15 protein-coding genes are annotated in these 18,908 nt (G+C 59.4%); 1 reads left to right on the forward strand and 14 read right to left on the reverse strand.

What is annotated here, in order from left to right; genetic code table 11:
* Positions 1-65: 65 nt before the first annotated feature.
* The 9 genes from DW029_RS04355 to DW029_RS04395 all read right to left on the reverse strand — a co-directional run bounded on the left by DW029_RS04355 (position 66) and on the right by DW029_RS04395 (position 11,089).
* Positions 66-782 carry a LytTR family DNA-binding domain-containing protein gene (locus DW029_RS04355; protein WP_006235156.1) on the reverse strand — a complete coding sequence of 239 codons (717 nt, stop codon included), beginning with the start codon at positions 780-782 and terminating at the stop codon, positions 66-68.
* 72 nt (positions 783-854) lie between these two features.
* A complete protein-coding gene (locus DW029_RS04360; protein ID WP_117735423.1) occupies positions 855-2,198 on the reverse strand; it encodes a histidine kinase in 1,344 nt (447 codons plus the stop codon).
* Complete coding sequence (locus tag DW029_RS04365; RefSeq protein WP_117743936.1) at positions 2,195-3,382, reverse strand: glycosyltransferase; 1,188 nt, start codon at positions 3,380-3,382, stop codon at positions 2,195-2,197. Before DW029_RS04365 ends, DW029_RS04360 begins: the two co-directional genes overlap by 4 nt.
* Positions 3,383-3,553: 171 nt before the next feature.
* The gene (locus DW029_RS04370) at positions 3,554-4,813 is read right to left on the reverse strand and encodes an MFS transporter (protein ID WP_118345378.1); all 1,260 of its coding nucleotides are present in this window, start codon (positions 4,811-4,813) and stop codon (positions 3,554-3,556) included.
* Positions 4,814-4,914: 101 nt separating this feature from the next.
* On the reverse strand, positions 4,915-5,859 hold the full coding sequence (locus DW029_RS04375) for a zinc dependent phospholipase C family protein (protein WP_117877545.1): 945 nt from the start codon (positions 5,857-5,859) through the stop codon (positions 4,915-4,917).
* 92 nt (positions 5,860-5,951) lie between these two features.
* Complete coding sequence (locus DW029_RS04380; RefSeq protein WP_117743933.1) at positions 5,952-6,686, reverse strand: LytTR family DNA-binding domain-containing protein; 735 nt, start codon at positions 6,684-6,686, stop codon at positions 5,952-5,954.
* Between the two features lie 38 nt (positions 6,687-6,724).
* Positions 6,725-8,116 carry a sensor histidine kinase gene (locus DW029_RS04385; RefSeq protein WP_233543796.1) on the reverse strand — a complete coding sequence of 464 codons (1,392 nt, stop codon included), beginning with the start codon at positions 8,114-8,116 and terminating at the stop codon, positions 6,725-6,727.
* A 112-nt stretch (positions 8,117-8,228) separates the two neighbouring features.
* The gene (locus DW029_RS04390) at positions 8,229-9,506 is read right to left on the reverse strand and encodes an amidohydrolase family protein (RefSeq protein ID WP_117743931.1); all 1,278 of its coding nucleotides are present in this window, start codon (positions 9,504-9,506) and stop codon (positions 8,229-8,231) included.
* Between the two features lie 131 nt (positions 9,507-9,637).
* A complete protein-coding gene (locus DW029_RS04395; RefSeq protein WP_117735418.1) occupies positions 9,638-11,089 on the reverse strand; it encodes an APC family permease in 1,452 nt (483 codons plus the stop codon).
* A gap of 355 nt (positions 11,090-11,444) precedes the next feature.
* Here DW029_RS04395 and DW029_RS11660 point away from each other — a divergent pair, with 355 nt between their 5' ends.
* Positions 11,445-12,446, forward strand: a complete 1,002-nt coding sequence (locus DW029_RS11660) for a C39 family peptidase (RefSeq protein ID WP_233541718.1) — start codon at positions 11,445-11,447, stop codon at positions 12,444-12,446.
* Between the two features lie 452 nt (positions 12,447-12,898).
* Here the strand turns inward: DW029_RS11660 and DW029_RS04405 are convergent, their stop codons facing one another.
* From DW029_RS04405 to DW029_RS04425, 5 genes are all read right to left on the reverse strand, one after another.
* Positions 12,899-14,353 (reverse strand): family 1 glycosylhydrolase, encoded by a 1,455-nt coding sequence (locus DW029_RS04405; RefSeq protein ID WP_255413792.1) that lies wholly within the window; start codon positions 14,351-14,353, stop codon positions 12,899-12,901.
* 1 nt (position 14,354) lies between these two features.
* The gene (locus DW029_RS04410) at positions 14,355-15,704 is read right to left on the reverse strand and encodes a PTS sugar transporter subunit IIC (protein WP_117735417.1); all 1,350 of its coding nucleotides are present in this window, start codon (positions 15,702-15,704) and stop codon (positions 14,355-14,357) included.
* Positions 15,705-15,713: 9 nt separating this feature from the next.
* On the reverse strand, positions 15,714-16,007 hold the full coding sequence (locus tag DW029_RS04415) for a PTS sugar transporter subunit IIB (RefSeq protein ID WP_117565033.1): 294 nt from the start codon (positions 16,005-16,007) through the stop codon (positions 15,714-15,716).
* 46 nt (positions 16,008-16,053) lie between these two features.
* Positions 16,054-16,380 (reverse strand): PTS lactose/cellobiose transporter subunit IIA, encoded by a 327-nt coding sequence (locus tag DW029_RS04420; protein WP_117565034.1) that lies wholly within the window; start codon positions 16,378-16,380, stop codon positions 16,054-16,056.
* 119 nt (positions 16,381-16,499) lie between these two features.
* Positions 16,500-18,395 carry a BglG family transcription antiterminator gene (locus DW029_RS04425; protein ID WP_118345379.1) on the reverse strand — a complete coding sequence of 632 codons (1,896 nt, stop codon included), beginning with the start codon at positions 18,393-18,395 and terminating at the stop codon, positions 16,500-16,502.
* Between the last annotated feature and the right edge of the window lie 513 nt (positions 18,396-18,908).

An 18,908-nucleotide genomic window follows, 5' to 3' on the forward strand; every position in this document is an offset into this window, starting at 1 on the left:
GATACATACAAAAAGGCCCCACGGCTCCGCAGACGATAGGTCCACAGGGCCGCGGGGCCAGTGTGCTAGAGACTCAGAGCCTTCTTGAGCGGCACGACGCGGCGGCGCGAAACCGGCACGCGTTCGTCGACGCCCGTAATGCCCAGCTGGATGGCGCCCGAGGGCACCGTCTCAACGTCGGTAACGCACGCCAAGTTGACGATATAGCGGCGGTGAACACGGAAGAAGCCAAAGTCGCAGAGCTTGGCCTCAAACTGCGCCAGCGAGGTCGTCGACAAAAAGCGATCATCGACGGTATAGATGCAGGAGTAATCGTCCTTGGCCATGATAAAGCGAATGTCGTCCACGGGAATGAGCACCTTGCGGCCGCCCTTTTCCACCGGGATACGCTCGATGGTCACCTTGCTGTCCGTAACCGGCTTAGCGCGTTGCATGACCTTCTCGATCGCGCGATCCAAGCGAGCTTCCTCGACCGGCTTCATCAGATAATCGACAGCATCCACGTCGAATGCCTCGACCGCATGGTCGCTATACGCAGTCACAAACACGATCGCCGGCGGATTTTTGAGCTTATGCAGCGCCTCGGCAAGTTGCAGGCCCGAGGCACCGGGCATCGAGATATCGAGAAACACGACATCCACGCGACTTTCCATAAGCATCTCGATGGCGGAGCGGACGCTCGACGCCTCCGTGATCGTGCCGATCTTGCCCGTTTGCTCGAGCAAGAAGCGAAGCTCCGAGCGAGCCGGCGCCTCATCATCCACAATCATCGCACGCAGCATAGGGATAAAACCTTTCGTCAACTAACTACGCCGGGCATCCGTCGCATGACGTTGAGCCCGTAGCCTTTTATTTTACTCTTGAATGTCAAAGATGCTCTCTGACAAATCAAGATGAAGAAGCACTTTGGTGCCCTTGCCCGGCGCCGATTCGACACGCGTATAGGAGTGTGGCCCATAAAAGCGATGGATGCGCTCCGAAATATTGTGCATGGCCACACCGGCGCCGCCGCCCTGGGGAGAGCTGGCGTCGGGACGGGCAGAGCGCTCGTCAAACAGTCTGGCGGCGGTACCCTCATCCATGCCCACGCCGTTATCAGCAACGGCAATCAAGATTGCATCCTCGCCGTCTTGGTGAACGGTCACGTCGATCCTCAGGGCGCCGTCATCGCCCATACCATGACGCACGGCGTTCTCGACAATCGGCTGAATCACGAACGCCGGCACCAGCGTATCTTCCACGTCCTCGGACACATCGAACGTTGCAAGCACGCGGTCCTCGCCAAAGCGGGCCTTCTCAAAGGTAAGGTAGCGCTTGGTCTGTGCGACCTCGCGCGAGACCGGAATAAGCGATCCCGAGTTGTCGAGCGTGGCGCGATAGAACGATGAGAACTCACGAAGCAGTTCGCGGGCCCGCAACGGGTCGGTGCGCGTAAACGATGCAATGGTGTTCAGCGTGTTGAACAGGAAGTGCGGGTTAATCTGTGCCTGCAGCGCACGCACCTCGGCGCGCGCCGTGAGTTCCTTTTGCACCTCGAGCTCGTGGATGGCGAGCTGCGTGGACAAGATCTCGGCAAAGCCCGAGGCAAGCGCGTACTGAGTACGGTCGACGGCGCGCGGGGTCTTGTAGTAGAACTTGAGCGTGCCGACGGTACGATCGCCCACCTTGATGGGAGCGATAATGCCGGCGGGGACTTGGTTGTGCGATCCGTCCGAACCCACGACATCCACCATACGGTTGAACGACTGCACGATGCCATGTTCGATAACGTAGCGCGTTGCAAGCGTGTGGATGGGAGAATCTGGCAATAGTTTTTCCTCAAACTCGCCCGCGCAGGCAAGCACGTTTTCCTCGTCGGTGATGGCCACCGTCATGGCGCGCGTCTCGGGCAAAATGCGCTGGCACACCAAACGCGCCGACTCCTGCGTCAGACCGCCCTTAATGTCCTCGAGCATGGCCGAGGCCACCGAGAGCGTCTCTTCGGTGTACTGCGAGCGCACCGAATCGGGATTGAGCGTCAAAAAGATAAAGATGCACAGAAAGATGCACAGCAGCGCGCAGGCAATCACCGTGGCGATCGGCTCGATGCCGGTCACCAGGGCAAAAATAAAGTACATCAGCACGCAAATGGCGCAGGCAACGGCAATGATGCGAAAGATTGATAATGAACTATCGCGCTGGGCGCGGCGGTCGATCATTCGGCCCCCTCCAGGATACTGATCAGTTGTGCGTCACGCCAAAGCCCGTCCATGATCTTTGGCCAAAAGCTCTGGAAACGCAGGTAGCTTGCAGCGTTTTGGCGCGCATAGGCCTTTGCCTCGTCGATACCATGGCGCCAGATGCGCAGGTAGCCCTCATGCTCGCGGGTAAACACGCTGCGGACCATAGCGGTCTTGCGCACGCGGTCGTCGAGCTCGCGCGAAATCCACGGGCCCGGGTAGGGCATGAGCGATGCCGCCGTAACAGGAATGAGCTCCTTTTGATGCGCGGCGAACGTCAACTTGGCCCGTTCGTAGTACCAACGGTATACATCCTGCATAAAGCGCGGTGAGCGCTTTTCGGACTCCGGAGGCAAATGGCGCACGGTCCACTCGTTATCGAACCACACGTCGTAGCCAAACATGCGCATGTTAAAGAGGTAATCCAAGTCCTCGCCGCGGGTGATAAACGGGTCAAAGGCCACACGCGTAAAGGCGCGGGCGTGCAGGGCCATCAGGCCGCCGCACACGTAGTTGGAGCGCGAGATGCGGGTGCCCGAGAGCGCCTTTTTCATCCAACGGTTGAACTCGATGCGCTTGGTCCACCAACGATGGCAGATGCCCGCCTTGTCCGTGGGAGCCAGCGGCGATCCGTCGCGATCGTAGAAATAGCCGCTCTTGACCAAGATCGGCAGGCCCTGACGCGTCTGCTGACCCAGCGCGTAGGTCGCGCGCTTCATAAAGTCGGCATCGATGACAGTCTCATCGTCATCCAAAAAGATAACCGCGTCATGCCCCAGCACAGCGGCACAGGCCAGCCCCATGTTGCGGATGGCGCCGTAGCCTCGCAGACTCACGCACTCGCCCGAACCCTTGGGCGCGATCTGAGCAACCCGGTCTGCGATGCGCGAGGCCTGGGTGTTGGTGACAACGGTGACCTTGAGCGTGGGATGCGCGTCGACAATCTCGTGCACGCGCAGCGACACATCGGCTGTGGCAGAAACGGGACAGACCACCAAAAGGATGATGCGCGGGATGTCGCGCACCTGTTCAAGCGAGGCCAGGCAGCGGTCGAGTTCGGGATTGTCGGCGTTGAGTCGTGTCGAATGGTCATAGGTGCCAGGGGCGTTTGCGCGAGCGTCATCGCCCGCCCAATACGTTGGAATCACGACCGTGGCGTTCATGCCTTACCCTCCCTGCAACACAAAAACGGGACGCCGCCAAACACAGGCGACGCCCCGCGACCTAGCTGACTCCATCATACCCACTTGGGCTAATCATTGTTCGAAAGTCAGAATGTTTATTGCGGATAGCCCCAAAAGAGTATCGCGGCGGACGCAATTACCGGCAAGTTCCTATGCGGCCTGCTCTGCCGTTTGAGACATGCGGGACAGACGGACCAGCAGCGCAAAGCCCACCACCAGCAGCACGCCGATAGACAGGACGCCCAGCGAGGGGTTGCCGGTCAGCGAGGTGACGACCGACACCAAGAAGGTGCCCATAACACTTGCATAGCGGCCAAAGATATCAAAGAAGCCGTAGTACTCGTTGGACTTTTCCTTGGGAATAATGCGGCCAAAGTAGCTGCGGCTGAGCGCCTGCACGCCGCCCTGGAACAGGCCGACCAAAATGGCAAGCACCCAGAACTCAAAGGCGGTCTTGAGGAAGAACGCGGCAAAGAGCACGATGCCCATATAGGCGGCGACTGCCACCAAGATCATGTTGAGCGTGCCCACGCGGCCGGCGAGCTTGCCGTAGATGATGGCGGACGGGAAAGCCACAAACTGCGTGACGAGCAGCGCCAGGACCAACTGGGTCGAATCGATGCCCAAGGCCGATCCGTAGCTGGTTGCCATGGAGATGACCGTGTGCACGCCATCGATATAGAAGAAGAACGCGATCATGTAGACCAGCACGGTCTTGTTGTGGGCGATCTCGCGCATGGTGTGTCCGACCTCGGAGAACACGCCGCCCACAATGTGGCCGATGGTGTCTTCGGGCTTGCGCTCGCGACCGTATTTTTGCTTATAGGTGCGGATGAGCGGCAAGGTAAAGATGAGCCACCAGGCGCCGGTGATAATAAACGACAGGCGCGTGGCCAACATGGTGGGGACGCCAAGGGCCGGACCGCCCATAATGAGCGCCAGGCAGATGATGAACGGCACGGTGGAACCGATGTAACCCCAAGCGAAGCCCGAACTCGACACGGCGTCCATGCGCTCATCGGTGGTGACATCGGGCAACATGGCGTCGTAGAACGTCATAGACGAGTTGAGGCCGATGGCGCACAGCACATAGACGGTCAAAAACGCCATGGCGGACATCGGGATAGCCTGTGCAAAGCAAAGCACGAGACCCGTCAGGAAGAAGCCCAAGAAGAACTTGATCTTGTTGCCGGCGTAATCGGCAAGCGCGCCCAGAATGGGCATGAGCATGGCGATGACCAGCGAGGCGATCGTCTGCGCATTGCCCCAGGCGACCACCAGGTCGGCCGAGGAAGCGCCGGTATTGATGGCGTTAAAGTAAATGGGCACCACCGAGGTATTGAGCAGCACGAGGGCCGAGTTTCCCACATCGTACATGACCCAGTTACGCTCGAGCTTGGTGTATTTCATGGACAGGGACCCTTCGTATTCGCCCGATATGCAGTTAATTCATCGTACCCCAATTGTCCAGAAGCACCGGTAAGGATTCGGCAAAGGGGCACGCATGGGCCCTATTCCTCGCGGTCGAACTCCTCATCGACATTGAGCACGCGACCGCTGTAGTTGACGTGACTGGTCACGGCCTCCATGTCGCCGGTCTCGATAAAACGCGCGACCGTGCACTCGTAATCGACCAGCGCGCGATCAAAGACCTCGGGGAAACTCTCATTCGAGACCTTATCGGTAAAGGGATTCTTCCATGTCAGATGGCCCAGGTTACCGGTGCGCTCGGGCAGCTCCGTCGTCACGCGATGGGCAAGGCCGTCGAGCAGCGAGTAGTCGTGCACCAAGCCCTCAACCAACGAGATCGCGCGCGTCTTTACGGAGCCGGCCGGCTCAATCGCGCGGTAAAGTCGCTGCATATTGGCAACGGCGGCACCGTATTCCCCCGCCGGAATGTCAATACCGTACACGCGTCCGGCAACATAGCTCATCAGCACGCCGGCAACGCGATTGATACGGTCGGTGGTGACGATCTCGCCCGCCGGCGGGTAATCGTCGACCGTAGCGCCATCGCGTTTAAGCTGCAGCATCAGTACATCCAGGTCGCTCTCGATCACGGCATGGACCTGACTGCTCGAATCCTCAAGCTCTGAATCGGACTCCACGATGCCAAACTGTTGCTCATAGACAAAGGGGTGGGCGTTGCGGTCGAGCACGTAATGAGACAGCAGGCCCAGCGCAAAGGCGCGACCCAAGCTGGCGTCGCGCGGCAACAGATGCGACACGCCGTCGCGCAGGCACGCGAACTGGCGAGACATACGCGACCGATGCATGACCTGCGCCAGCAGCGTGCAGTCGGAAACACGCGGTGTCAGAATGTGAAAGAAAAACGGGTCGGGGCCTTGGTTGCCCAAGATAAAGGCAATGCGCTCTTCATCGGACGTGATGACGCCCTGCGGAAGACGGTCGATGCTTTCCTCGCCAAACAGATGATGGGTGATAAGCGCGGGCATAATGATCCTTTCGATTTCATTCGATGCCACCCATTATGCCCACCGCGCGCCCATGCCAAACCTGCGATGGTAAACGACGGCACGCAGACCGTCTACGCAAGCCCCAAGTGTGCTTTAACCTCGGCAGCGCGACGGCGGGACACGGGCACCGTCGAGGTTACGCGATCGAGCCTGAGCTCCATAAGACCCGTGGAACCGATCTCGACATTGTGCACGTCTTCCAAATTGACCAGATAGCTGCGATGAACGCGAATAAAGCCCTCGGAGACCAAGCGACGCTCGAGCGAAGAGATCGACTCATTGATCAGGTACGTTCCCTCGGCGCAGATGGCGTTGCAAAAATCGGCGCGCGCCTCAAAGTAGCAGACGTCTGCGGCGGGAATGAACACCTTTTTGCCCCCGCGGTCCACCGTCAGACGCAAAGGCTGGCGCGGAGCGTGGATAACACGACGGACACCCAAGGCTGCCTCGATCTTGTCGAGTGCCTTTGACAGGCGTGCGTCCTCGACCGGCTTGACGACATAATCGACGGCATCGAGGTTATAGGCATCGGCCGCATACTCGGCAAACGCCGTCACAAACACAACCACCGGCGGCGTCTTTAGGTTCTGCAGCGTCTCGGCAAGCTCAATTCCCGAGCGACCGGGCATGGTAATGTCTAAAAACAGCACGTCGGGCTTGTTCGACAGAATCGACTCCACGGCTTCGGTGACATTGCCCGCCTCGGCAATCTGGCCCACACGCGTATCCTTTTCCAACAGATAGCGTAGCTCAGCCCTAATGGGAGGTTCGTCATCAACCACCAAGATGTTCCAGCCTTCGGACATATGTGCTTCCCCTCTTTTTCTCTCAATCCAACCGCGTGCTACGCCGTCAACGGCGCCGGCTCATGCGGCTCGCCGTTCAGCTCGACGATGACCTGCGTTCCCACGCCCCCCTGGGACTTCACGCGCATGCCGGAATCTTCTCCGTAAAAGAAATGGATGCGCTGAAGCACGTTGAAGAGCGCCAGGCCGCAACCTCGCTTGACGGAGCCGTCGGCGGTAATGCTCTCGGGCTCCTCCAGGCGATGTTGCTCAAACAGATGTGCGCAGACCTCTTCGCTCATACCGATGCCATCGTCCTCGACGATGATCTCCAAACCGTCATCGGTCTCGAAAGCCCTAACATGAATAGAAAGCGGCTCGGTCTCGCGCTGCGCGTGCTTGATGCAGTTTTCGAGCAACGGCTGCAAGATAAACGGCGGCACCATGCAATCGCGCACCTCAAAGTCGATATCGACCGAGACGCGCAGACGGCCGTCGCCATAACGAGCCTGCATAAGATTGATATAGCGAGTGCCCTGTTCCACCTCGTGCTCGAGCGTGGTGAGCGTATCGGAATCAGAAAGCGTCTGACGATAGTAGTTGGAGAAGTCGATCAGCAGCGACCTGGCCTTGTCGGGCTCGGTTCGAACGAGCGACACGATGGTGCTGATGGTGTTAAACAGAAAATGAGGATCGACCTGCGATTGCAAGGCACGCAGCTCCACGCGGGCCGTAAGCTCGTCCTGGCGCTCAAGCTCAAAGCTCGCAAGCTGCGTGGAAATGAGGTCGGCAAAGCCCGAGGCAAGCGCCGTCTGGCGCATATCGATGCTGCTCAGACGGGGATAATACAGCTCGAGCGTGCCCACGCAATGCCCGCGCACGGTAAGCGGTGCGACAATACCGGCGCGCAGGCGCGGAAAGTAGCCACCCGTCTCGGTCGAGGCATCGCGCGAGAACACGCTTTGCTCACCGCTGTTGATCACGTTGAGCGTAGTCCGCAGTACCACCGGGGTGCCCGCGGGGCATTTTGCCGAGTCCTCGCCCCAGCTTGCCAACACCTGCTTGCCGTCGGTAAAGCAGATGGCAGAGGCGATAGTTTCGGACAGGATGATCTTAGAGGCGCCCAGGGCAGCTTCGGGCGTAAGGCCGCGCGACGTGTAGGCGAATATTTTTGAAGCGATGGCGAGCGTGCGGTCGGTTGCGCTCGATGTGAGGTCGTCGGGAACGACAAAGACGTACGAGAAGAAGAAGCACAGCATGACCAAGCCGGCAATGACGACAACGGCCGGAACGGGATTGGGATTATCGGTTAGATCCCAGATGAGCAGCAGGATAAGCAGCGGAACGACAATACCGAGCAAGATGGCTTGAACCACATGCTGAGCGGTACGAAAGACCTTGGTAGAGTTGTAGCTCTTGCCCAGAATCAGCCTATTGAGATCCACCGTCATCCCCTTCTTACTGACGCACCCCATAGCAATAAAGAGGGCCGCAAGCGACCCTCTCCATTGCATTATGCAATCAAATACTGTGTTTTACATCCAGCCATCGATGAACGGTAGCTTAGGCGCTGTACTTGTTTGCCTCGCCGAAGCTGCCGGCTTCGACAATCCAGCCGTCCTTCATGATGACGTCCATGTTGTCGGTGTTGAGCACGTGGATGTCGGCGGCGACGTCACCATTGACGACCAGCAGGTCGGCGCACTTGCCAGCCTCGATGGAACCGGTCTCGTCCTCGATGTGGCACATCTTGGCACCGTTGAGGGTGGCGCAGGTGATAGTCTCGACCGGGGTGAAGCCGATCTTGTCGACGAACTCGTACATCTCCTCGATGGAGCAGGTGCCGTACGGGGTGACGAAGGAGAAGGAGTCGGAGCCGATCGTCATGACGACGCCGCGCTTCTTGGCCTCGCGCAGGCAGTCGTAGTTGCGCTGCAGTTCCTTCTCGACCAGGGTGCCCTCGTACTTGTCGTGCAGCTCGGGGACGTAGACGGGCGGATAGGTGGCGTACCAAGTGGGCAGGAAGGCGATCGTCGGGGTGAAGAAGGTGCCCTGCTCGGCCATGAGGTCCATGGTGCGCTCATCGATATCGAAGCCGTGGATCAGCTGCTCGCAGCCAAAGCGGACGGAATCGTAGGCAGCGGCGTGGTTGTTGTAGCAGTGGCTCCACACGGGGATGCCGACCATCTTGGCCTCTTCGACCACGGCCTGAATCTCCTCGGAGCAGTAGTGCTGGTCGCGGCCGGAGTCCCAGCGCCAGATGCCGCCACCGGTAGCCCAGATCTTGATGGCATCGGGGTTCTCGCGCAGGCGACGGCGGACGGCCTTACGCAGATCCCAAGGACCGTCGACCTGATCGCCCCAGGGGTGCGATTCCTTGTTGAGCTCCTGGCTGCAGTGGTGGGAGTCGCCGTGGCCGGCAACGCGGCAGAAGCCAAGGCCGGTTGCCAGAACGCGCGGGCCCTTGAAGACGCCCTTGTCGATGCAGTCACGGATCTGGATACCAAAGCGGCCGATCTCGCAGACGGTGGTGAGACCGTGGGTGAGGCAGTCGTAGGCCTGCTTGACGGCGACGGCCTGCTTCTCGAGGAGCGGCTGCATGACCCAGTCGGTGTCATCGTCGGTCAGGTTGCCCGAGAAGTGCAGGTGGGTGTCGATCAGGCCGGGAAGGACGGTCTTGCCGGCGGCGTCGATAACCTCAACGCCCTCGGGAAGGTCCTGCATGACACCGGCGTACTCGATCTTGCCATTGTCGTCGACGAGAACGAGGGAGTTCTCGACCGGCTCGGCACCGGTACCGTCGATGAGCTTGCCGCCAACGATTGCATACTTAGTGGACATGGTTCCTCCTTATGGATCCATATAGTGGGCGAGGCCGCGTTGGGTTAAGGCCTCACAAAACTACCCAAGTGGTGCCGGGTTCGGTGCGCGGGAGAGAGGGCCCCGCACACCCGATCCGTCCCGGCTAGGCGTTATTTTTTGCGGGAATTGGTGAAGGCCATGAGGGCCAGGCCAACAGCCAGCCAGCCGATCACGATGCTCCACTCCACCATGTTGAGGGAGGCGGGAGAGAACGGGATCACGAGCAGGCCAATGATGGTGCCGCAGGCAACGATAGCGAGGCTGATGCCAAACTTGCCGCCGGGCACCTCGTAGGGACGAGGCAGGTCGGGCTCGGTGAAGCGCATGCGCAGGCAAGCGAGGGCGACCATGCCGCAGGAGAAGATGAAGGCGAGAGCCGACACGTTGGTCAGAGGGATGAGCATGTTCTTGCCCAGGAACGGACCGACGACGGTGATGACGCCCAGAACGACGCAGGCGAGCTTGGGAGCGCCGGACTTGGGATCGACCTCGGCGAACTTCTCGGGCAGCTGGCCCTTGCGGCCCATGGCGAGCATGATGCGGCTCGTGGCGCCGTAGAAGGAGTTCATCGGACCCATGGGTCCAAGCGTGGCGATGACGAGCATGGCCAGGTACAGGAGCATGTTGATGCCCTTGAGGCAGGCAAGCGCGGGAACCGGGCTCTTAACAAACTCATGCCAGTCGAGGATGGTGCCGAACGAGTAGATGCAGACCATGTAGAAGCCGCCGGCGGCCAGCAGAGCCAAGGAGATGATCTTGCCGAACTTGTTCCAGTTGAGGCCCTCGGCTGCTTCCTCAGCCTGCTGAGGAATGGTGTCGAAGCCGGCGTAGAAGAACGGGGTCAGAACCAGGACCGAAACGATGCCTGCGAACAGGCTGGTGCCCTCGGTAGCGGGCTTGCCGCCGCCAGCACCGGTGACCTGGGAGAACACGGGCATGGCGTTGTCCGGCGAGCCGGTGAACAGCGAGACGCCCATGGCGAGTAGCATGCCGCAGAGCAGGGCCTTGGTCAGGAAGGCCTGCAGCTTGGCGGCCGAGCTGGCACCGCGGAAGTTGAGGAAGATGACGTAGGTTGCAAAGCCGAGCGCGATCAGCGTCGGGAACAGGTAAACGTCGGCGCCCAGGATGGTGTAGAGCTTGACGGCGCGCAGCCACTCAAGGCCGGGCAGGCTGCCGAACATCTCGGACACGAGGGTCGAGATGGCGATGGCCTCCCACGGGCACAGGATGCCGTTGCCCAGGGCCAGGAGCCAGCCGGTGATGTAGCTCATCGTACGGCCAAAGCTACGATCGACATACTCGACGATGCCGCCCGAAATGGGGATAGCAGCCGTGAGCTCACCAAAAACAGCTCCGACGGGCACGAGGAAGATTGCGCCCAAGAGGAATGCAATCATAGCGGGAACGGGACCGCCGCCCACGACCATCCAGTCGCCGACCTGCAGAACCCAACCGGTACCGATGATGGCACCGAAACCGATGGTGAAGAAGTTCCAGAGCGAAAGCGTTTTCTTCATGCCGCCGTTGTCCTCGACTGCAACTTCTGCGTTCTTGTCCGCCATTGTTCCCCTCCTTTCCTTTTTGACGCCCCCTGGCGTCACCCCTTGCGCGGCCTGTTCGACCGCGCGCTTTTATTTCGTGGCTTTAAGATACGGCCTCGGCGCCACGCTGCCGCTTATGGCTCGACCGAAGGCAGAACTGCAAAACGAGCGGCGCCGTTTTTGGGACGAACGGCGGGAGACGTCATTCGTCCTGGACGCTTTCATCTTGTCTGCTTTTGGATACCTGTTGCCGGGACGCTTGGCGCGCGGCGCGGCAACGTTCATACCATTTGTCAGGCTTTTGGCGCACATACCCATGTGTCGTGCATCTTTTTATGTAGGATAGACAAGTTACACACGAGGCAAGGTGATTCGAATGGTATACGGATACAATGACGGCGACCAACGGCCACAAAGCGTGCGCCTTGCCGGCCGCACCACGCCAACGCCCAGAAGCACCTCCGACAACGGCAACCAGCAGCGCCCCCAAGAGCAGCCCGGGGCTTCTTCTCGGCAACAAAGCCGTACCGTGCAGCAGTCAGACCGCGTGAGTACGAGCACACGCCAACGCCAGACCGACATATCGCAGCCGCGCCGCTACGATCGCCGTAAGACCGACTACTACGTTAAACGCTCCTTTTCGCGACCTCAACGCGATCGCGGCAATTCAGCCCCTCACCCCGCGTCGCATACCACAAGCCACGTGCTTCCGGCCCGCCGCCTACGCCTTGCGCTTTGCTCCATTGCCGCCTGCCTCGTCTTTGTGTTTTTGGGATCCTGTATCTCCCACGGATCAGCCGGTCTTGAGCCCACTGCCGAGGACAAGCTGCTTAAAGCTCCCGTCGCGCCCGGTTACTCCTTTGCGTTCTCGACCCCACGCTCGCAATGGCAGGCCGGTACCATGCCCCACATCTACCAAATTGACCCCGCATGGTCGGAGCTGTCCTATGCCGGTGGCACTATCCGCGAAAACGCTTGCGGTCCCACTTGCCTCACCATGGTCTATATCTTTAAGACCGGCCACACCGATAAGACGCCGGTCGATATATGCGCGCTGGCCGAAGCCGGCAACTACGCCCCCACTGGTGCCACCGAGTGGTCGTTTATGACAGGCGGTGCGTGGCAGCTGGGACTCAACGGAACACAGCTCTATAACGATCGTGAATCGATTACCCAAGCACTTCACTCGGGTGCGCCCGTTATCGCCGCAGTGCGCCCCGGTACGTTTACCAACGTAGGCCACTACATCGTGCTCTACGGCATCGACAATGCCAATCAGATTGGCGTCTACGACCCCAACTCGGCCAGCCGCAGCGCCCGTCGCTGGGGCGTCGTAGAAGTCCTCAACGAAGTCGAAGCCATGTGGGCCTACTACTAGTCAGTGAGCACTCATTGGGGACAGACTTAAATGAGTGGTCGTTGGGGACAGTCTTACGGACGCCGGCCGAGAGCAGACGAAAAGGGCCATCCCGAACTGCTTGGAACTGCCAGCACGGAAAGCGCATCCTGCTTTGGGGCCCAATAGCGGGATGCACTTTCCGTTAGCGGCCCGTTTGGGAAACTAGGGACCGCTTTTCGACAAAAATCCGGGATGCATTTTCCGATTGAGGGCCTCAAGGAAACCGCACCCCATGTTGGACGCTCATTCTGGGATGTGCTTTCCGCAGTTGATCGATTCGGCCTTTAAGGACTGTCCCAAGCTGCCGGCAGGAAAGGAACGTCCCCAAGTGCCGGGTTTCCGCAGTCTGCAATGCTCCTCATGAACGGCCGCCTCAATAGCAAAAGCCCCCGCGGCCGAAGCGGACCGCGGGGGCAACAGACCTGCAAGAGTTAACTCAAGTCCTCGCCATTTGATGCAATGACCTTTTGGTACCAGCAGAAGCTGTCCTTTCGGTAGCGATCGAACGTGCCTTTGCCCGTATCATCGGCATCGACATAAACAAAGCCATAGCGCTTCTTCATCTGCCCCGTCGAGGCCGACACCAAATCGATACAGCCCCACGGCGTGTATCCCATCAGGTCAACACCGTCCTCGACAATTGCATCGCGCAGCGCAAGAATATGCCTGCGCAGGTAATCAATATGATACGCATCGTGGACTTTGCCGTCTTCCAGCGCATCGAGTCCGCCCACACCGTTCTCAGCGATAAAGAGCGGAAGATGGTAACGATCGTGGTAGCCGGCAAGCGTCACGCGCAAACCCAGCGCATCGATCTGCCATTTCCAGGCAGTCTCTTTATCCTTGAGGTACGGATTGCGCAGCGTCGGGAACACGTTGCCCTCCGCCTTCTCAGCGATCACCTGGTCATCGGCGCACACCAAGCGCGAGCAATAGTACGAGAACGAGATGAAGTCGACGGTATGCTCGGCCAGATACTCCGTATCGCCCGGCTCAAAGGGCACGTGAACACCCTCTTTCTCGAGCGCACGCAGCTTCCAAGCAGGATAGGCGCCCGCAGCCATCACGTCAGTGTAGAAGTAGCGGCCGCGGTCCTCCTCATACGCAAGCCATACGTCCTCGGGCGCACAACGGTACGGATAGGTCGCACCGGCAGCGATCATGCAACCCACCTTGTTTGCGGGATCGATCTTGTGCAGGATCTCGACAGCGCGAGCGCTCGCCATAAACATATGGTGCGAGAACGCCGCGGTCACGGCTGCACGGTCACGCTCATCCTCGAGCGTGACGCCCGCGTTGAGATAGGACAGCGCCACGCTGTTGATCTCGTTGAAGGTGAGCCAATAACGCACGAGGCCCTGGTACGCACGTCCGACGGTCTCGACGTAGTGCGCATACCGCTCGATCATCTCTCGGCTTTGCCATCCACCATAACGCTCGACCAGATCCAACGGATAGTCGTAGTGCGACAGCGTCACGAGCGGCTCGATTCCGTGCTCGCGCAGCGCCTCGAATACCTGACGGTAAAACTCCAAGCCCTCACCGTTGGGCTCGGCCTCCATCCCTGTGGGAAAAATACGGCTCCAACAAATTGAAAGACGCAGGCACTTAAAGCCCATCTCGGCAAAGAGCTCGACGTCCTCGCGCCAATGATGGAAGAAGTCGTTGCCCCAACGGCATGGATACAGCCTGTCCGGATCATCCACGGGCTTTTGCCTGCCAAACATCACATCCCAGCGGTCGGGACCCTGTGGAATCAGGTCGGAGTGCGACATACCGCGGCCGCCCTCGTTCCAACCCCCTTCGGCCTGGTTGGCAGCGAGCGCGCCGCCCCACAAAAAGCCCTCGGGCATACCGGCAGCAGACGTTCTGTCAAAGTAACCCATGCTACTCAGCATCCTTGGCAGAAGCTGCCGCGGCGTTCTCCTGCTCCTGTGCCAGGAGCAGGTTGTCGTACACCTTAAAGAACGGGTACCAGACCACAGCCATGACCACGATCAAAACGATCGTAAATACCCAGATGCGCGGGTCGAGGCACTGGATAAAGCCCTGAACGAAGATGGGGAACGTGCCGCTCACCAAGATGTAGAAGTTAGAGACAAGACCCAGTGAGATTGCACCCCAATACAGCAGGGCCGAAATCATACCGCCCAGCACGAACGGAACCATGAGGATCGGGTTGAAGATGATGGGTGCGCCAAAGATCGCGGGCTCGGAGATACGGAAGAAGCTCGGCACGATCGATGCCTTGCCAAATGCCTTGAGCTGCTGCGACTTTGCCCTAAACGCGCAGAGCGCCACAAAAGAGAACGTATTGCCCGTGCCGCCGATGAGGTTGATGACCATCGACATGAATACCGGGTGGAACTCAAGCGGCTGCCCAGCAGCGTAGAGCGAGGCGTTGGCAGCAAAGGCGGCAAGCGTGACCGGGGCGGTGATGGGCATCACGATCATGTTGCCGTGGACGCCAAAGCACCAAAACAGCAGCGTCATGAAGCAGATAAGCAGTGCGCCGGGCACAGAGTCAACTGCGACGGAAAGCGGGGCAGCGAGCAGCTTCTCGATAACCGAGGGGATGGACAGCGTGGGATCGATCATCTGGATCAGCAGGTTGCCACCAAAGAAGATGAGGATGTTGGCGAGCATAGGCACGATGGCGCCAAAGGTTTCGGACAAAAACGGCGGCACGCCATCGGGCATCTTGATGGTGATGCCCTTGGTCTGGCAGAAGCGCGTGACCTCGACGGAGACCAGGGCAACGATGATGGCGGTAAACAGGCCCTGCGCACCCAGATAGGTGCAGGGGACCGCCTGGAGCACGGACTCATCAGCAAGCTGGTAGTAGGACGACGGCGCCGCGGCGATCAGGAACATCACCAGCGAGGTCATACCGGCGTTAAGCTTGGGCATCTTGTAGGTGCCCGCCAGGTTATAGGCGATTGCGAACGTCACGATCACCGACAGTATGCCCATCGTCATGTTGAACGGGATGAGCAGCGTGAGCTTATTGGCCGTGGCAAAATCGAGCCAAGGGCCAAAGACGGACCAGAACCCGCCCCGCGCCACCAGGTCGGCCGTGACCGGCGGGTTGGCGATGATCATAAAGACGGCAGAGACCAAGATGAAGCTGATCGCGCTCATAAAGCCCTTTTGCATGGAGGCAAAGTGGCGCTCGGCGCCGCAGAAATTGGCAATAGGGGTCAGTTTTTCCTGAAGCAGGGTCATGAACTTTTCCATAGTCGCCTCCTAGCCCAACAGCGACTGGGCGAGTGCCAGCACGTTGGCGGCGTTGCCCATGCCGTAGTCCTGTGCGGGGATGACCGCGGTCGGCTTACCGCTCCCCTGCTTGACGGTGTTGAGCTGGTAGGACACCTGCGGCCCCAAGAGCAGCACGTCATAATCGGCGCAGGTCTCCTGATACTCGCCGATACCCACCGCATCGATATCGAGCTCGATGCCGTTTTGCTCCGCGTATTTCTCGAGTTTCTTCATCAGAATGCTTGTAGACAGGCCAGCTGCGCAAACAAGAAGGATCTTCATAAGGGATTCCCTTCGCATTGATTGGTTGGATAGTCGCCGCACGCCGTTAGGCGTTCTTGGCTGCAGTGCGCTCATACAGGCAGATCAGCTCCTGCACGAGCTCCTGAGCAAGCATGGAGCACATGAGGTGGTCCTGAGCATGGACCAGCAACACATCCACCGACAGATGCTCGCCCGCCGCCTCGGTCGAAAGCAGCTGCGTTTGGATGTGGTGAGCTTTGATTCCCGCATCCTTTGACTGCTTCATGAGTTTGGCGGCAGCGTCAAAATCCCCCGCCTTTGCCTTTTCAAGGGCTTCGAAGGCAAGGCTGCGCGCCTCTCCCGCTGCAGCGACCAGCTGAAACGAAACCATCTCGGTTCCCTGATCGTCCATAACGGTCTCCTCTCCCGTGATGTTTGGTTTGTACTTGAATATTCGAAACGCCTATCTCCCGCCCGCAATCCTCGAGGTTTATTGCAGGTAGACAGACAGGATTATCGACAAAAGAAGTCTTAAGCCGTATGCGCTTGCACAAGCGCCATCAGCTCATGCCAGGACCGGCGCTCGCGTAGGCGCTCGACCCCCTGGCGGTCCATAAAGATCTCGGCGAGCAGTGAGCTCAAGATCCGCGCCTCATCGCCGCCCGACCGGGCAAACGACACCATAAAGACGATATCGACCTCATGGCCGTATTCGTCCCAAAGAATGGGATGTTCGAGCAGGCCCACGGTAACAAAGGCCTCGGCGCTCAAGGGATGCATCCCATGGGGCATGGCTACCCCATTGCCAAACGAGGTGGCACTCGCGCTCTCGCGCTCGGCGACCTCTTGGGCAAACTGGGCATCGACACGGCCGCTCTCGACGGCGCGCTCGGAGAGATATCGGAGAACGGCCTGCTTCGACGACGCCTCAACGCGGTTGAAGAACAGGGCACGGCTAAAGAAAGAGCTCACGGAGTCCGATTGCGCAGTGTCGTCGCTCAGCACCTTGCGGATAGCGTTGACATCGCTCGTCTCCAAGAAGAAATCGGCCTCGCGGACGGGCACGGGCAACTTGACGTTGAGCGGCACCGTTGTGAACACGTAGTCGATGTGCGAAAAATCGAGCGTTCCCACGCGGGCGACATCGCATGTCTCAATCGAATCGATATACATGCCAAACTGCTTGCGGTACTGGTGCTCTAGCATACGGGCGCTTCCCGCTCCCGAGGCGCACACGATCAGGATGCGTTTGCGACGCGGCTGGTCGGCTTGCTGCTCGAGGGCCAGGGCAAATGCCATGGCGATGTAGCCGAGCTCTTCATCAGAGGGCTGGCTGCCAAAATGACGCTCGAGTACCTGCGAGGTGCCAGCTGCCATCGAATAGGCCAACGGAAACCTCGTCTTGATATCGGGCAGCATGGGGTTATCCATATGCATGTGATATTCAAGGCGATAGCCCAGAGGGCCGATATGCCGAGCAAGGTTCATGCGAAGTTCAAGATCGCTGCTAAAGTCAAACCTAAACTCATCGTTGACCGCACGTACCATCTCGGAAGCAATCTCCCACATCTCGTCCGAGATAACGGCCGAGCCCTTCTCGGGCACGCCCGTGCCCCTGCCGAGCAAATGGATTGCGATAAAGGCAACCTCTTCTCGGGGCATGCTCACGCCCAGGGCATCCTTGATGTTTGCGGCAATCTGGAAAGCCGCGGCGTATTCGCGCGTTCCCTCCAGTTTTTGAACGTCCGATTCTGCAGCTGGGACATAGCAGCCCTGCTCGATGCGGCCAAGAGCGATGTAAAGATGCATGATGAGATTGCGGGATGCCAGCGAGCTCACCGTGACGGGCGAGGCCGTCAGGGCATCGTCCACACATGCGGCGATGGCCCGCAGGCGCTCGGCGAGCTTTGCATCGTCGGTGTCGGGCAACACGGGCCTCACCAGCGAGGCGAGGCACAGGCGCCGTTGCGACTCCCCGCCCGCAACGCGGATTCCGTAGCGTGGGCGCTTTTCGAGCGTTAAGTCAAATTGGGCGAGTTTCTGCTCTACCAGACGCATGTCATTGGACAGAGTTCGCGCCGAAACGTAGAGTAAATCCGCATACTCCTCAATCGTCACCCACTGGGACCGCATGAGGAGGTCGTTAAGAAGGAAGGACACACGGCCGTCGCGCGTATCAGGAATGCCCGGATGAGCCAGAGCCGCACCGTCTAGCAAGCGAGCAAGCTCATCTGCACGTGCAACATCGATACGATACTGCCCCTTGCTGCCAACGATGCGTGCAACCCCTGCAAGGTTGTCGTTTGCGCGATGGATATAGTTTCTCACGGCGCGTTCGCTTACCTCGAGACGCTTGGCAAGTACCGCGACAGCGACAGGCTGAGCGTCCTCGATCATATTTACAAGCTGCTTGACGCGAGCATCCATGTCCTCCTCCTTTCCCTGCGTCTAGTCTAACGCGGTAAAGAATGACACTCCACGTCGCGCTCGTTCCGCCAACTCGGAACAGGTTGCGGGGAGTCCAGCTGAGCTATGGAGAGCCTGGGGAGAGGGCCCGAAGGCAATGCGTCGGTGTGGGATGCGCCTTCCCAGCCATTGGGCAGTCATTGGGGACAGACTTAAATGAGTAGTCGTTGGGGACGTTCTTGTTTGACTAGTCGTTTAAGAACGTCCCCAATGACTATTAAGGACTGTCCCAAGCTGCCGGCAGGAAAGGACCGTCCCCAAGTGCCGGGTTTGTCCCCAATGACTAGGTGAATAGCAAAAGCCCCGCAGTCGGAGCGGACTGCGGGGCTCATGAAGAGAGGTAGTTTGTGGGCGCTTTGCCTGGCGCCCACGAGAGAGGCAACAGAGTAGAGACTACTCGTGGATGCGGGTGCCGGAGAGGCCGGCCATGGTCTCGGCGGCCTTGTCCAGGGCGCCGATGATGCAGGTGCGGCC

The sequence above is a fragment of the Collinsella sp. AF38-3AC genome (assembly GCF_003474365.1).
In the GTDB taxonomy this organism is placed as follows: domain Bacteria; phylum Actinomycetota; class Coriobacteriia; order Coriobacteriales; family Coriobacteriaceae; genus Collinsella.

Excerpts from the sequence above, each read along its gene's own strand:
- DW029_RS04415 (WP_117565033.1), bottom strand. The coding sequence starts at position 16,007 with ATGAAGATCCTTCTTGTTTGCGCAGCTGGCCTGTCTACAAGCATTCTG.
- DW029_RS04375 (WP_117877545.1), bottom strand. The coding sequence starts at position 5,859 with ATGCCCGCGCTTATCACCCATCATCTGTTTGGCGAGGAAAGCATCGAC.
- DW029_RS04425 (WP_118345379.1), bottom strand. The coding sequence starts at position 18,395 with ATGGATGCTCGCGTCAAGCAGCTTGTAAATATGATCGAGGACGCTCAG.
- DW029_RS04385 (WP_233543796.1), bottom strand. The coding sequence starts at position 8,116 with ATGACGGTGGATCTCAATAGGCTGATTCTGGGCAAGAGCTACAACTCT.
- DW029_RS04355 (WP_006235156.1), bottom strand. The coding sequence starts at position 782 with ATGCTGCGTGCGATGATTGTGGATGATGAGGCGCCGGCTCGCTCGGAG.
- DW029_RS04390 (WP_117743931.1), bottom strand. The coding sequence starts at position 9,506 with ATGTCCACTAAGTATGCAATCGTTGGCGGCAAGCTCATCGACGGTACC.
- DW029_RS04365 (WP_117743936.1), bottom strand. The coding sequence starts at position 3,382 with ATGAACGCCACGGTCGTGATTCCAACGTATTGGGCGGGCGATGACGCT.
- DW029_RS04360 (WP_117735423.1), bottom strand. The coding sequence starts at position 2,198 with ATGATCGACCGCCGCGCCCAGCGCGATAGTTCATTATCAATCTTTCGC.
- DW029_RS04370 (WP_118345378.1), bottom strand. The coding sequence starts at position 4,813 with ATGAAATACACCAAGCTCGAGCGTAACTGGGTCATGTACGATGTGGGA.
- DW029_RS04420 (WP_117565034.1), bottom strand. The coding sequence starts at position 16,380 with ATGGACGATCAGGGAACCGAGATGGTTTCGTTTCAGCTGGTCGCTGCA.
- DW029_RS04410 (WP_117735417.1), bottom strand. The coding sequence starts at position 15,704 with ATGGAAAAGTTCATGACCCTGCTTCAGGAAAAACTGACCCCTATTGCC.
- DW029_RS11660 (WP_233541718.1), top strand. The coding sequence starts at position 11,445 with ATGGTATACGGATACAATGACGGCGACCAACGGCCACAAAGCGTGCGC.
- DW029_RS04380 (WP_117743933.1), bottom strand. The coding sequence starts at position 6,686 with ATGTCCGAAGGCTGGAACATCTTGGTGGTTGATGACGAACCTCCCATT.
- DW029_RS04405 (WP_255413792.1), bottom strand. The coding sequence starts at position 14,353 with ATGGGTTACTTTGACAGAACGTCTGCTGCCGGTATGCCCGAGGGCTTT.
- DW029_RS04395 (WP_117735418.1), bottom strand. The coding sequence starts at position 11,089 with ATGGCGGACAAGAACGCAGAAGTTGCAGTCGAGGACAACGGCGGCATG.